The organism is Stenotrophomonas sp. GD04024, assembly GCF_029837545.1.
GTDB lineage: Bacteria > Pseudomonadota > Gammaproteobacteria > Xanthomonadales > Xanthomonadaceae > Stenotrophomonas > Stenotrophomonas forensis.
The window spans coordinates 1-14,046 of the sequence record NZ_JAOEDV010000050.1 but is presented as its reverse complement, the minus strand read 5'-3'; the positions used below and the strand labels follow the sequence as shown (position 1 = coordinate 14,046).

12 protein-coding genes are annotated in these 14,046 nt (G+C 68.1%); 6 read left to right on the top strand and 6 right to left on the bottom strand.

Annotated features, from left to right (window positions below; genetic code table 11):
• Nucleotides 1-167: 167 nt before the first annotated feature.
• Together glyS and glyQ are read right to left on the bottom strand one after the other, a co-directional pair.
• Nucleotides 168-2,243, bottom strand: a complete 2,076-nt coding sequence (glyS, locus tag N7590_RS15225; protein WP_164240821.1) for a glycine--tRNA ligase subunit beta — start codon at nt 2,241-2,243, stop codon at nt 168-170.
• A gap of 87 nt (nt 2,244-2,330) precedes the next feature.
• Entirely contained in the window at nt 2,331-3,242 is a 912-nt protein-coding gene (glyQ, locus tag N7590_RS15220; protein ID WP_053510503.1) for a glycine--tRNA ligase subunit alpha, read from the bottom strand.
• An 84-nt stretch (nt 3,243-3,326) separates the two neighbouring features.
• Here glyQ and N7590_RS15215 point away from each other — a divergent pair, with 84 nt between their 5' ends.
• Genes N7590_RS15215 through N7590_RS15205 form a run of 3 tightly spaced genes read left to right on the top strand, consistent with a single transcriptional unit; the run spans nt 3,327 to nt 6,842 of the window.
• Nucleotides 3,327-5,162, top strand: a complete 1,836-nt coding sequence (locus N7590_RS15215; RefSeq protein WP_164240822.1) for a GspE/PulE family protein — start codon at nt 3,327-3,329, stop codon at nt 5,160-5,162.
• A complete protein-coding gene (locus tag N7590_RS15210) occupies nt 5,134-5,880 on the top strand; it encodes a glutamine amidotransferase (protein ID WP_164240823.1) in 747 nt (248 codons plus the stop codon). The genes N7590_RS15215 and N7590_RS15210 overlap by 29 nt, the downstream gene beginning before the upstream one ends.
• A 50-nt stretch (nt 5,881-5,930) precedes the next feature.
• A complete protein-coding gene (locus tag N7590_RS15205) occupies nt 5,931-6,842 on the top strand; it encodes a BPSS1780 family membrane protein (protein WP_049455838.1) in 912 nt (303 codons plus the stop codon).
• A gap of 74 nt (nt 6,843-6,916) precedes the next feature.
• On the opposite strand, the gene tatC is transcribed toward N7590_RS15205, so the two are convergent.
• The 4 genes from tatC to N7590_RS15185 form a co-directional block, all read right to left on the bottom strand.
• Complete coding sequence (tatC, locus tag N7590_RS15200; protein ID WP_008267959.1) at nt 6,917-7,666, bottom strand: twin-arginine translocase subunit TatC; 750 nt, start codon at nt 7,664-7,666, stop codon at nt 6,917-6,919.
• A complete protein-coding gene (gene tatB / locus N7590_RS15195; RefSeq protein WP_164240824.1) occupies nt 7,663-8,127 on the bottom strand; it encodes a Sec-independent protein translocase protein TatB in 465 nt (154 codons plus the stop codon). The genes tatC and tatB overlap by 4 nt, the downstream gene beginning before the upstream one ends.
• 15 nt (nt 8,128-8,142) lie before the next feature.
• On the bottom strand, nt 8,143-8,370 hold the full coding sequence (gene tatA, locus N7590_RS15190) for a Sec-independent protein translocase subunit TatA (RefSeq protein WP_005420453.1): 228 nt from the start codon (nt 8,368-8,370) through the stop codon (nt 8,143-8,145).
• Nucleotides 8,371-8,445: 75 nt separating this feature from the next.
• Complete coding sequence (locus N7590_RS15185) at nt 8,446-9,336, bottom strand: YSC84-related protein (RefSeq protein WP_053451183.1); 891 nt, start codon at nt 9,334-9,336, stop codon at nt 8,446-8,448.
• Nucleotides 9,337-9,501: 165 nt separating this feature from the next.
• Between N7590_RS15185 and hemH the strand changes: the two genes are divergently transcribed.
• The 3 genes from hemH (at nt 9,502) to N7590_RS15170 (ending at nt 13,711) form a co-directional block, all read left to right on the top strand.
• Entirely contained in the window at nt 9,502-10,464 is a 963-nt protein-coding gene (hemH, locus tag N7590_RS15180; protein ID WP_006477610.1) for a ferrochelatase, read from the top strand.
• A complete protein-coding gene (locus N7590_RS15175; protein ID WP_164240825.1) occupies nt 10,461-11,315 on the top strand; it encodes an alpha/beta hydrolase in 855 nt (284 codons plus the stop codon). Before hemH ends, N7590_RS15175 begins: the two co-directional genes overlap by 4 nt.
• 290 nt (nt 11,316-11,605) lie before the next feature.
• Entirely contained in the window at nt 11,606-13,711 is a 2,106-nt protein-coding gene (locus N7590_RS15170; RefSeq protein ID WP_279935706.1) for a methyl-accepting chemotaxis protein, read from the top strand.
• The last annotated feature ends 335 nt before the right edge of the window (nt 13,712-14,046 follow it).

Below are 14,046 nucleotides of genomic sequence, written 5' to 3'. Positions count from 1 at the left end.
ATCGTGAATGCCGATGAGGAAGCCGGCATCGTGCGCGATGCCGGCAATGACCCCGATGGACATCCGCCGGCGGTGATCCGGTAGTGCCGGCCGCTGGCCGGCAACCACAGATCGATCCGATGCGCGGTGGCAATGCCGGCCAGCGGCCGGCACTACCGATACCGGCATCAGCTCGACAGATGCTCGATCGCCGCGACCTTGCCCAGGCGCTCGCCCAGCATCGTCAGCAGCGCCAGGCGGTTGCCACGCAGCGCCGGATCTTCCGCATTGACCATCACGCCATCGAAGAAGGCGTCGACCTGCGGGCGCAGCCGGGCCAGGCGGGCCAGCACGGCCACGTAGTCCTTGTGCTGCAGGCTGGCGCCGGTGTCGTCGATGGCCGCGGTGACGGCTTCAGCCAGCGCGCGCTCGGCGTCTTCCTGCAGCAGCGCCGTGTCGATCTGGGCCGGAATGTCGCCCTCGGCCTTGCGCAGGATGTTGCGGATGCGCTTGTTGGCCGCGGCCAGCGCCTCGGCTTCCGGCAGCGCAGCAAAGGTGCCGATCGCATCCAGGCGGCGGTCGAAGTCGTAAAGCGAGGCCGGCTTCAGCTCGGCCACCGCATTGAAATGCGTGGCCGGCACGCCCTTGTCGGCGTAGTAGCCCTTCAGGCGGTCGAGGATGAAGTCGTACAGCTCGCCGACGTCGGCCTGCACGTTGCGCGCGGCCAGGCCGGCGTTGGCGCTGGCCAGCAGCGCGCGCAGGTCCAGCTCGAAGCCGCTCTCGATGATCGTGCGGGCCAGGCCCAGCGCATTGCGGCGCAGGGCGAACGGGTCCTTGTTGCCGGTCGGCTTCAGGCCCGCGGCGAAACCACCGGCCAGCGTGTCCACGCGTTCAGCAATCGCCAGCACCTTGCCCAGCGCCGACAGCGCGATGTCATCGCCACCGAAGCGCGGCTGGTAGGCCTCGTCGATGGCCAGCGCGACCTCGGCCGATTCGCCACCGGCCACGGCGTAGTGGCGGCCGGCGATGCCCTGCAGTTCCGGGAATTCGTTGACCATGCGCGATTGCAGGTCGTTCTTCGCCAGTTCGGCGGCACGCCGTGCCTGCGCAGCGTCGGCGCCAACCTGCGGCGCGATCACCTCGGCCAGGGCGGCCACGCGGGCGACCTTGTCGGCCACGCTGCCCAGCTTGGCCTGGTAGGTCACCGTCTTCAGGCCCTCGCCCATCGACGCCAGGCCCTGCTTCAGGTCTTCGTCGAAGAAGAACTTGGCATCGGCGAAGCGCGGGCGGATCACGCGCTCGTAGCCCTTGGCCACTTCGGCCACGTCCTTCGATTCGATGTTGGCAATGCCGATGAACTTCTCGGTCAGCGTGCCGCTGTCATCCAGCACCGGGAAGAACTTCTGGTTGATCTCCATCGTCTCGATCAGCGCTTCCTGCGGCACCGCCAGGAACGCGGGCTCGAAGCTGCACAGCACCGCCGACGGCCACTCAACCAGGTTCACCACCTGCTCCAGGTTGTCCTCGGTGATGCGGGCGCTGCCGCCGGCCTTGGCCGCAGCGGCCTCGACCTCGGCGACGATGCGCGCGCGACGCTCGCTCGGGTCGACCAGCACGAACGCGGCGCGCAGGGCCTCCACGTAATCCTGCGGCTGCGCCAGCGACACCGCCTGGTCGTGGTGGAAACGATGGCCACGGCTGACACGGCCAGCCTGCAGGCCGAACAGTTCGGCCTCGACCACGTTGCCACCGTGCAGCAGCACCAGCCAGTGCGCCGGGCGCGCAAAGCCCCAGGCGTGGTCGCCCCAGCGCATCGGCTTGGGAATCGGCATCGCCGCGATCGCCTCGCGCAGGATCTCCGGCAGCAGGCTGGCGGTGCTCGCGCCCGGCGTCACCGCGCGGTGCACGAAGCGCTCACCCTTGTTGTCGGTGGTCTTCTCCAGCGCGGTCCAGTCGATCCCGGCCTTGGCGGCGAATCCCTGCAGGGCCTTGGTCGGCTGGCCTTCGGCGTCCAGCGCGATGTTCAGGTACGGGCCCAGCACTTCGCTGTGCTGTTCCGGCTGTTCCAGGCCGACGCCCGGCAGCAGCACGGCCAACCGGCGCGGGGTCGACAACGGGCGGGCGTCGCCCAGTTCCAGTGCGACGCCGCGCTTGCGCAGGCCGTCGACAACGCCATCGAAGAAGGCCTGGGCCAGGCCCGGCAGCGCCTTGACCGGCAGCTCCTCGGTGCCCAGTTCGATCAGCAGGGGGGACAGTTGGCTCATCGTTTCAATCCTGTGGTGGGGGCGCAGCGCGCGACGCGTCCGGCGCCCCGGGTAGTTGATGAAAAGCGGGTCGGTGCGGGAGGGCCGTCAGGCCTTCTTCACGCCTGGGAAGCCCAGCTTCTCGCGCTGCTCGTAGTACGCCTTGGCCACCGCCTGGGCCAGCGCGCGCACGCGCAGGATGTAGCGCTGGCGTTCGGTCACGCTGATCGCGCGGCGCGCATCGAGCAGGTTGAAGGTGTGGCTGGCCTTCATCACCTGCTCGTAGGCCGGCAGCGGCAGGTTCACTTCCACCAGCTTCTGCGCTTCGCGCTCGCAGGCGTCGAAGCGGTGGAACAGTTCGTCCACGTCGGCATATTCGAAGTTGTAGGTGCTCTGCTCCACCTCGTTCTGGTGGTAGACGTCACCGTAGGTCACCGGCTGGCCGTCCGGGCCGTAGGTCCAGACCAGGTCGTAGACGTTGTCGCAGTTCTGCAGGTACATGCACAGGCGTTCGAGACCATAGGTGATCTCGCCCAGCACCGGTCGGCATTCGAGGCCACCGGCCTGCTGGAAGTAGGTGAACTGGGTCACTTCCATGCCGTTGAGCCAGACTTCCCAGCCCAGGCCCCAGGCACCCAGCGTCGGCGATTCCCAGTTGTCCTCGACGAAGCGCAGGTCGTGCACCAGCGGATCGATGCCCAGCGCCTTCAGCGAATCCAGGTACAGCTGCTGGATGTTGTCCGGTGCCGGCTTCATCGCCACCTGGTACTGGTAGTAGCGCTGCAGGCGGTTCGGGTTCTCGCCGTAGCGGCCGTCGGTCGGGCGGCGCGAGGGCTGCACGTAGGCCGCGTTCCAGCCTTCCGGACCGATCGCACGCAGGAAGGTGGCCGGGTGGAAGGTACCGGCGCCCACCTCCAGGTCGAGCGGCTGGATGAGCACGCAGCCCTGCTGGGCCCAGAACTGGTTCAGGGTCTGGATCAGGCCCTGGAAGGTGATCGGAACGGTCGGGGTCGCGGACATGCGGACGATTCTTGGCCGGCAAGGGGGGTGCGCTAGTATAACGGCCGACCTGCGGGGCATTCCGTACCCGGGAGGAGCAGGCAGATGGAACATCGGCTGCCGGTGGGCACGCCCGGCGAGGCGGGCGGCGTTCCGCTGCCCTGGGGCCGCCTGCATTTCGAGCAGATCGCCGCGGCGCTGATCGCCGATGGCCTGGTGGCCGAGCAGGACCGCGAGCGCATGCGGTTCTCCGCGCAGGGCGCGCGCAACGCCAGCGAAGTGCATCCGCTGGTGCTGTTGTCCAACCTCAAGCTGGCGGCCAACGGCGGCGGCGAACTGACCCTGGAACGCCTCAGCGAATGGCTGGCGCAGCGTACCGGCTGCCGCTACCTGCGCATCGACCCGACCCGGGTCGACGTCGCCGCGGTCACGGCCCTGGTGTCGCATGCCTATGCCCGCCGCCACCGCTTCCTGCCGCTGGCGGTGGATGCCGAGCGCGTGCTGGTGGCCACCAGCGAGCCGCTGGTGCAGGAATGGCGCCGCGACCTGCAGCACCTGACCCGGCGCCGCATCGAGCTGGCGGTGGTCAACCCGCTGGACCTGCACCGCTACACCATGGAGTTCTACGGGGTGACCCGCTCGGTGCGTGGCGCCCGTGGCGATGCGCGCGGTGAGGCCAGCACCACCCTGCCCAGCTTCGAACAGCTGGTCGAGCTGGGCCGTGCCGGCGACGTCAACGCCGACGACCAGCACATCGTGCACATCGTCGACTGGCTGCTGCAGTACGCCTACGAGCAGCGCGCCTCGGACATCCACCTGGAGCCGCGCCGCGAGATGGGACGCATGCGCTTCCGCATCGACGGCGTGCTGCACAAGGTGTTCGAGGTGCCGCCGGCGGTGATGACCGCCGTGGTCAGCCGCATCAAGGTGCTGGGCCGCATGGACCTGGCCGAGCGCCGGCGCCCGCAGGATGGTCGCATCAAGACCCGCTCGCCGGGCGGCCGCGAGGTCGAGATGCGCCTGTCGACCATGCCCACCGCCTTCGGCGAGAAGTGCGTGATGCGCATCTTCGACCCGGATGCCGCGTTCAAGAGCATCGACCAGCTCGGTTTCAGCCCGCAGGAGGCCGCCGGCTGGAATGCACTGGTCGAGCGCCCGCACGGCATCGTGCTGGTCACCGGCCCGACCGGCTCGGGCAAGACCACCACCCTGTATTCCACGCTGAAGCGGCTGGCCACACCGGACGTGAACGTGTGCACGGTGGAAGACCCGATCGAGATGATCGCGCCCGAGTTCAACCAGATGCAGGTGCAGACCAACATCGACCTGGACTTCGCCAGTGGCGTGCGCACCCTGCTGCGGCAGGACCCGGACATCATCATGATCGGCGAGATCCGCGACCTGGAAACCGCGCAGATGGCGGTGCAGGCCTCGCTGACCGGCCACCTGGTGCTATCCACGCTGCACACCAACGATGCGCCCTCGGCGGTCACCCGCCTGCTCGACCTGGGCGTGCCGCATTACCTGCTGGCCAGCACCCTCAACGGCATCCTCGCCCAACGCCTGGTGCGCACCCTGTGCCCGCACTGCAAGCAGCCGCACAGCCTTGGCGCGGCCGACTGGGCGGTGCTGGCTGATAGCCATGCTGCATATCCAGATGCCGCCACGCCCTGTCGGCCGGTCGGTTGCCTGGAGTGCCGGCGCACCGGATTTCTCGGCCGCATCGGCCTGTATGAGCTGCTGCCATTGGGCTCGCGGCTGCGCGGGCAGATCCGCGCCGACATGGACCTGGCCGGTTTCACCCGCGCCGCGCGGGCTGAAGGGCTGCGAACCCTGCGCCAGGCCGGGCTTGAAAAGGTGGCGCAGGGGCTGACTACAATCGAGGAAGTCCTGTCAGTGCTGCCGCCCCCGGATGAACCCAGCTCCGTTCCTGATCCTTGAAACCGGCCGCCCGGTGCCGTCACTGCGCCGCTACGGGCGTTTCCCGCACTGGATCCGCGTCGCCGCCGGGCTGGAAGAACACGAGACAGTGGTGGTCGATGTCGAACACGGTGGCGCCCTGCCCGATCCGCACGGCTTCGCCGGCGTGCTGGTGACCGGCTCGGCCGCCTTCGTCACCGACCATGCCGAGTGGAGCGAGCGCAGCGCCGCCTGGCTGCGGCAGGCCGCCCACGACGACTTGCCGGTGTTCGGCATCTGCTACGGCCATCAGCTGCTGGCGCACGCGCTCGGGGGCGAGGTGGCCTACAACCCAGCGGGCCGCGAGTCCGGCACGATCGAGCTGGAACTGCAGCCACAGGCCGCGCAGGACCCGCTGTTCCAGGGGTTGCCACAGCATTTCGCCGCCCACGCCACCCACCTGCAGACCGTCCTGCGCGCACCGGACGGTGCCGAAGTGCTGGCGCGTTCGCCGCTGGATGGCTGCCACGCCTTCCGCTGGGGGCGCCAGGCATGGGGCGTGCAGTTCCATCCGGAATTCGCCACCCACCACATGCGTGGCTACGTGCGTGCCCGCGCCGACTGCATCGGCCGCCACGGCGGCTGTGCCCGCAGCATCGAGCGCGCGGTCAGCGCCGCACCGCTGGCCCGCCAGCTGTTGCGCCGCTTCGTCCGCCAGGCGCGGCTGTCTTCAGCCCAGCCGGCGGCAAAACAGGGATAATCGGCGCCACGGGCAGCCGCCCGGCCCCTCCTGTCCCTTCCCGGATGTCCATGAAAGAGATTCGCAAGCTGCCGGCTTCGGCGGGCGCCCAGTGGTTGCTGGATACGTTCTCCCTGTACCGGCGTGCGCCGCTGCAGCTGGCCCGGATCGGCCTGACCTGGCTGCTGGTGAGCTGGGTGGTGACCCTGCTGTCGACGCTGATTCCCGGCGCTGCCGGCATGGCCGTGCAGCTGATGACCCTGGCCATTTCGCCAATCATGTTCGGCGGCATGCTGTATGCCGTGGGCGAGATCGACGAAGGCCGCCCGGGCCTGGCCTCGCACCTGCTGCAGCCGATCCGCGACCACCGCGTCAGCCACCTGCTGGTGCCGCTGGCGATCCAGGTGCTGGCGGTGCTGCTGCTGGGCGCGCTGCTGTTCATGATGATCGGCCGCGAAGGCTTCACCGCCTTCAGCGAGGTCATGACCAAGATGGAAGAAATCAGCCGCAGTGGTCAGCAGATCAAGCCGGACGATGCCGCCGCGCTGGTCGCCAACCTGCCGGCCAAGCGCATCGCGCTGTGGATGCTGCTGGTGTTCCTGAGTGCGGTCGCGCTGTCGCTGGCGATGTTCACCCAGCCGGCGCTGGTGGTGTTCGACAAGCAGAGCGGCATGCATGCGCTGCGCCTGAGCCTGCAGGGCTGCATCGAGAACATCGGCGCGATGATCGTGTTCGCCGTGCTCGGCCTGATCGCCGCGTTCTGCATGTACATCCTGTTCGTGATCGTGATCCAGATCGCGATGCTGATCGGCGGCCCGCTGGCCGCGGCCTTCATCGCCCAGCTGGTACTGACCACGGTACTGATGCCGCTGTACGTCGGCGCGGTCTATGCCGCGTGGAAGCAGATGTTCGTGCACCGCGGCAGCCGCGCCGCACCGCCGATCCCGACCACCCCGACCTCCAGCGACATCTTCCACGCCTGACGGAAAAAGGGGACGGAGGGGATTAAGTCGTTTGTGCCTTTAACGACTTAATCCCCTCCGTCCCCTTTTTTCTTTCAGGCGGCGGGTTTCTTCACTACCGACGACGGCACCAGCCAGCGTGCGGCGTGGATGCCCAGCTCGTAGAGCAGGCACATCGGGATGGCCAGCATCAGCTGCGAGACCACGTCCGGCGGGGTCAGCACGGCGGCCACCACGAAGATGCCGACGATCGCGTAACCGCGGCCTTCCTTGAACTGCTGCGGCGTCACCCAGCCCAGCAGCACCAGGATCACCATCGCCACCGGCAGTTCGAAACTGCCGCCGAAGGCAAAGAAGATCGCCAGCACGAAGTCCAGGTAGGCGTTCGCATCCGGGGTGATCGCAATTACGTCCGGGCTGAAGGTGGTGAGGAAGTGGAACACCGCCGGCAGCACCAGGAAGTAAGCGAACGCACAGCCGGTGTAGAACAGCACCACCGACGACACCAGCAGCGGTACCGCCAGGCGCTTTTCGCGCGCGTACAGGCCCGGGGCAACGAACGCCCACAGCTGGTACAGCAGCCACGGCACCGCCACGAACAGGGCGACGAAGAAGGTCAGCTTCAACGGCGCGAAGAAGGCACCGGCCGGATTGGTCGCAATCATCGTCTGCCCGTTCGGCAGCTGCGAGACCAGCGGTTCGGCCAGCGCGTTGTACAGCTTCTGGGTGAAGGGCAGCAGCGCCAGCAGCGCCACGCCCAGGCCCAGCAATGCGCGCACCAGGCGGCCGCGCAGTTCCACCAGATGTTCAACCAGCGAGCTTTCGCCGAAATCCTGCTCACTCATGAGGGGCGCTCCGTGTTCTGCGCCGGCGGCGTCGCATTGGTTTCACTGGCCGTGGCGGTGCTGGGCGCTACCGCAGCGACGTCCTGTGCCGGTGCCGGGTCCGCGGCAACCGGCTCGCCCAGGTGCGGCGGCAGGTCGGCCGGCGCCGGCGCGCGTACTTGCTGCGCCAGATCGTCGCCCTGCTGCTGCGCCTGCTGGGCTTCGCGACGGATCGCTTCGCCGCTGGCGCGCAGCTGGTTTTCGGTGTCCTGCATGCCCTGGCGCACGTCCTGCATCTGCCGCTTGATCTCCTCGGCCTGCAGTTCGCGCTCCAGCTCCTGTTTCACCGAATCCCACTGATTGCGGGCACGACGCACCCACAGGCCGGCGAAGCGGGCCGCCTTGGGCAGGCGCTCGGGACCGAGCACCACCAGGGCGACCACCGCAATCACCAGCAGTTCGCTGAAGCCGATATCAAACACCGCAACCGCTCCGGATCAGCGAGCGTTACGGTCGTGCTCGTCCTGCGCGGTGCGCGAGGCGTCCTGGCTGCGCGACTCGTCGCCCAGCTGCGCGTTCGGCTTGTCCTCGTCGCGCATGCCCTTCTTGAATTCCTTGACCGCCGAACCGAGGTCCTTGGCGCCACTGGTCAGGCGCTTGGTGCCGAACACCAGCAGGACGATGGCCAGCACGACCAACCAATGCCAGATGCTGAAACTGCCCATAAAGACGCTCGTTACGTTAGTGATCAGGCTGTCGAGCATAGCGCACCGGCTGTTAGCCGGCGCGCGTGACGAAAGTCAGTTTCCGCCCAGCGTTTCCGTGCGGATCTCGCCGTCGTTGACCGGCTGGAAGCCCTGCTGCTGCGGCGGCGGGGTCTGCGGCACGTTCTGCAGCGGCGCAGTGGTGGCCTCTGCCGGGGCCGGCGCTGCCTGAACAGGCGCCGGGGCGACCGCCGGGGCGGCTGCCGGACGCGGCGCATTGCCGCCGTTGCCGTTGCGGTTGTTGCGCGCGGCGTAGGTGGCCTCTTCCAGGCGATCGCGGAAGGCGACCACATCCATCGACGGCGAACCACCGGCGCGACCTTCGAAGATCATGCGCGGCGTGGTGTTGCTGCCGTAGGCGTCCAGATTGGCGGCATCGTCGATCTGCAGCACCGCACCGTCCAGGGCGACGCCGGCGAACAAGCCACGGGCACGCGACCACGACCAGATTTCGGCCTTCAGCTGGCCATCGGTGGCGGCGGCGGCATTGCGACCGACCGGGCCGGCGGCAACGCCGGCATCGGCGCCCAGCGTGAACTTGCCGTTGACCAGGTTGTCCAGGCTGCGGTCGTTGCGGAACACCAGCACCACGTCCGAGGACTGCACGCCGGCCTGGAAGCCGATGCTGCCGCCGGTGAGCTTGACGAACACCGGGTTGGACCAGGCGCCATTGGCCATGCGCACCGACATCAGGCCATGGCCGCGACGACCACCGATGACCAGGCCGGCCTTGATCGTGTCGGGAATGACGATGACCGCGCGGCCTTCGTCCAGCAATTTGTCTGGAATGCCCTGTTCAGGGATTCCCTGGATTTCGGCCAGCACACGCACGGCGTTGCGGGCGCGCTGGTCTTCCTGCGGTCCGGCCATGGCCTGGCTGGACAGCAGACTGGCGGCGATCAGCAGGGCTTGGATCGGGCGACGCATGGCAGGCTCCAGAAGTCAGTCCATAGGAAGATATAGCAAGTGACTGAAATTAGTAGTGTTGCCATGAATCGCCAATGAGCGTTGCCTGCTCATATAGATGCCCGCTATGCCTGCGATCCGAACCCTGCATGCCGGCGCGGCACCGGATCGGCGACAATACATCCCATGCTCGACGCACCCGATACCGCCGTGCTGGCGGTCAACCTAGGCACGCCCGAGACGCCGACGGCCCCCGCCGTACGCCGTTACCTGGCTGAATTCCTGTCCGACCCCCGCGTGGTCTCGATTCCGGCACTGCTGTGGCAGCCACTGCTGCGCGGGCTGATCCTGCCGCTGCGCAGCAGCCGTTCGGCGGCCAAGTACGCCCAGGTCTGGCTGCCCGACGGATCTCCGTTGATGGTGCATACGCGCCAACTGGCGCAGGCCATGCAGGCACTGCTGCCGACGCTCCGGGTTCGCCATGCGATGCGCTACGGTGAACCGGCGCTGGCTGGCGAGCTCGACCGCCTGGCCGCCGAAGGCGCACGTCGCATCGTGGTGCTGCCGCTGTATCCGCAGTACTCGACCACCACCACCGCCTCGGTCGAAGACCGCGTCGATGCCTGGCAGCGCCGCAACCCCGGCGTGACGGTCAGCCTGGTGCGCGACTATTCGGTCGACCCGGGCTGGGTCGAGGCCGTTGCCGGTTCCATCCAGCGTTACTGGGAACAGCACGGACGTGGCCAGAAGCTGATGTTCTCCTTCCACGGCATCCCGCAACGCCTGGCCGATGGCGGCGATCCGTATCCGCAGCGGTGCGAGGCCAGCGCCCAGGCCATTGCCAACGCGCTGGGCCTGGGCAGGGACGAATGGCAGATGGGCTATCAATCGCGCTTCGGCCGCGAGCGCTGGCTGCAGCCGTACGCCGAGCCCAGCCTGTGGGCGCTGGCCGAATCCGGGGTCAGGCAGATCGACGTGGTCTGCCCCGGCTTCGCCACCGACTGCCTGGAAACGCTGGAGGAAGTGGCAATGGGCTTTACCGAAACGCTGGCCGAACGCGGCGCGACGATGCGCTACATCCCCTGCCTCAACGCCGAACCGGAGCATGCACGCGCCCTGGCGCGGCTGGCCGTGGCCTCGCTGGCATGAGCCTGCATCCGTTTGAACTCGAGGTCGGTGGCGCACGCGTCGCCGGCCTGCGCAACCACGGCGAGGGTCCGCGCGTGCTGGCCCTGCACGGCTGGCTCGACAACGCCGCCAGCTTCGTGCCACTGGCCCCGCACCTGTCCTCGCTGCAGCTGGTCGCCATCGACCTGCCCGGCCATGGCCACAGCGCCCATCTTCCGGCCGGTGCCAGCTACACCACGCCCGCCGCGATCTGCCACGTGCTTGATGTGGCCGATGCACTGGGCTGGGACCGTTTCAGCCTGCTCGGCCATTCGATGGGTGCGGGCATCGCCAGCCTCACCGCCTCGGTCAGCGACCGCATCGAACGGCTGGTGGCGATCGAAGCACTCGGCGGCCTGCGCGGGCCGGAGGAAGAAACCGCGCATCGCCTGCGCGAGCATGTGAATGCCACGCGTGCGCTCGCACGCAAGCAGCTACGCGTGTTCCCCGACCTGGCTGCGCCGATCCGCGCACGGATGATGACCAACCAGCTCAGCGAAGGCTGCGCACGACTGCTGGTCGAACGTGGCGTGGAACCGGTCGAAGGCGGCTATCGCTGGTGCAGCGATCCACGGCTGATGCTGCCCACCGCGATCCGCCTCAGCGAAGGCCAGATCGACAATCTGCTGCAGGCCATCGCCTGCCCCACGCAGGTGATCTACGCCACGCCAGCGCAGTCCTATTACCCCGAGCCCATGCGCAGCGATCGCCTGCGGCACCTGTGCGATGGACGACTGGCAGTGTTTCCCGGCAACCATCACCTGCACATGGAAGACCCGGCACAGGTTGCCGACGTGATCCTGCACTTCTTCAGCAACGACAACGCCGACTGAGTCCGCGCCTCCGCGCGCTTCACTCCGCGCGTTTGCGGCCGATACATCAGTTGCGGGCCCCTGCGTCCGCAGCACGCGGGCCCGGTCGGGCCTGCGGCGTATGTCTGGTTCTGCAAGGAAGTCCGCATGCCCGCTCTACTGCACCGTCACCCACAGGATGGGGTCACGGCGCGCTGTCTCCGCGGCGTTGATGACGTCGCATTCCCCGAATTCCCGGTCCACGCCCAGGCCACGCGCTCATGCGTGCGTCGCGGCGTGGCCGCTGCCGTCTGTTGATCCAGGAGTCGCCGATGTCCGCTGCATCCTCCCGCCCCCCCGATACCGCCCGGCTGCCGCATCTGCAGCAGCTCGCCCGCCGTGCTGATCGCCGACTGCTGATCGGCAGCGCGGCGCTGGCCGTGGCTGGCCTGGTTCTGGCCCTGCGTGGGCCCCACGTGCCGGGTGCCGCGTTGGCTGCGGCCGCCGTGCTGCCGGCCATCTGGCTGGCCGGCCCACAGGCGGGTCACAGCCTCGCGCGCAATGGCCTGGCGTTGCTGTTGTCGCTGCAACTGGCATTGCTGTGCGCGATGGTCGGCCTGTCGCCGGCATTGCCGATCGCGGTACTGCTGGGCGTGCTGCTCAGCCACCGTGATCGCCTGCCGGTATGGCTGGCCGGTGGCGTTGGCACGCTCGCGCTGCTGCAGCCGCTGCTGGAAGGTGCCGCGGCCGGGCCAACGCTGCTGCAGGCAACGCTGTTTGCCGGCCTGACCCTGTTCCTCGGCCAGGTCGCGTTGCGCCTGCGCCAGCAGACCGAGGCGCTCGGCCACGGCCCACGCCGCCTCGCAGCATTGGCCCGCGATATCGCCACCGGTGCGGATCTGGGCGCGCATGCGGATACCGCGGCCTTTGCACCGGGCTCGCTGGCCCATGCGCTGGCCGATACCGCCCGCCACGTGCAGGCCCAGCGCGGGCGCGAGGCTGAAGCGCATGCCGAGAACGCGCAGATCCGCCAGGCCCTGGACGCCTCGCGCACCGCGATGATGATTGCCGACAACGACCACGTGATCCGCTACGTGAACCGTTCGGTGGTGGCCCTGCTGCGCAACCAGCAAACGACGCTGCGCCAGGCCTTCCCCGACTTCGACGCCGAACGCCTCGTTGGTAGCAGCATCCATCGTTTCCACGCCAATCCGGACCGCATCCGCGCGATCCTCAATGGCCTGCAGGTCACGCACAACGGCAAGGTGCAGATCGGCCCGGTGCATTTCGCCCAGGTGGTCACGCCGGTGTTCGATGCACAGGGCGTGCGCCTCGGTTTCGCCGTGGAGTGGCATGACCGTACGCACGAACTGTCGCTTGAGAACGCAGTCGCCGACATTGTTGCCGCGGCCGCAGCAGGCGATCTCGACCAGCGTCTGCAAGCGGGCGAAGGTGCCAGCTTCCTGGAGGGGCTCACCGGTGGCATCAACCAACTGCTCGATACGCTGGGCAGCACCGTCGACGAAGTGCGACAGATGCTTTCTGCGCTGGCCAATGGCGATCTGGACCGGCGCATGCACGGCGAATACCAAGGCGCCTTCGCCGCGATCCAGCGTGATGCCAACGCCACCGCCGGGCAACTGGCGCGCATGGTCGGCCGCATCCAGCAGTGCTCCATCTCGATCAGCACCGCCGCCAGCGAGATCGCCGCCGGCAATGGCGCGCTGTCCGAACGCAGTGAGCGCCAGGCCGCGCACCTGCAGGAAACTGCAGCATCCATGGAGGAACTGACTGCCACCGTTCGCCAGAACGCGGCCCATGCCCGCCAGGCCAGTGAGCTGGCCGCCTCCACGCAGAATGCCGCCAGTGACGGCAACACCGCCATGCAGCGGGTGGTCGACACCATGCAGGCGATCGAGGGCGCGTCGAAGCGGATCGGCGATATCACCGGCGTCATCGATGGCATCGCGTTCCAGACCAACATCCTGGCATTGAACGCAGCGGTGGAAGCTGCGCGGGCCGGCGAGCAGGGCCGCGGATTCGCGGTGGTGGCCAGCGAGGTGCGCGTGCTGGCCCAGCGTTCCGCCGCAGCTGCGCAGGAAATCAAGAAACTGATCGACGAAGCCGGCCGCCAGGTGGGTGAAGGTGCGCAGCTGGTGGCCGATGCTGGCCAGCGCATGCAGGGCATCGTCGGTGGTGTCGAGAGCGTCAGCCACCTGATGCGCGAGATCTCAGCCGCTTCGCAGGAACAGTCGATCGGCATCGAGCAGATCAACCAGACCGTGGTGCAGATGGACCAGGCCACGCAGCAGAACGCGGCACTGGTGGAGGAAGCCACTGCTGCCGCGCGTGAACTGCGGTCGCAGGCGGGAACGCTGACTGAGGCGGTCTCGGTGTTCCGCCAGCAGGAAGCGCGCGAGGTCGCTCTGGTCGCCTGATAGGAACGTGCAACCGGATCGATTGGAGACGGCGCCCGCAGGGCGCCGTCTTTTTTTTAAGTGCTCTGCGTGACGGATCACGGGAAGGGCCCGTTCGATGGGTGTCGCAGGACGGCATCGATCCATCGGTAGTACCGGCCGCTGGCCGGCAACCACGGCATGCGCATTGCGCAGGCCCACGTCACACAGCCACGCATGGCGTGGGTCTACCGACAGCCACCACGAGGTACCCCGCACGGACCATCTCATCGGTAGCCGCCAACCATGGTCGGCAGCACTCCACATGTGGCGTGGATCTACCGGTGCATTCCGGCCAATGCATTTTCCTGCGCACA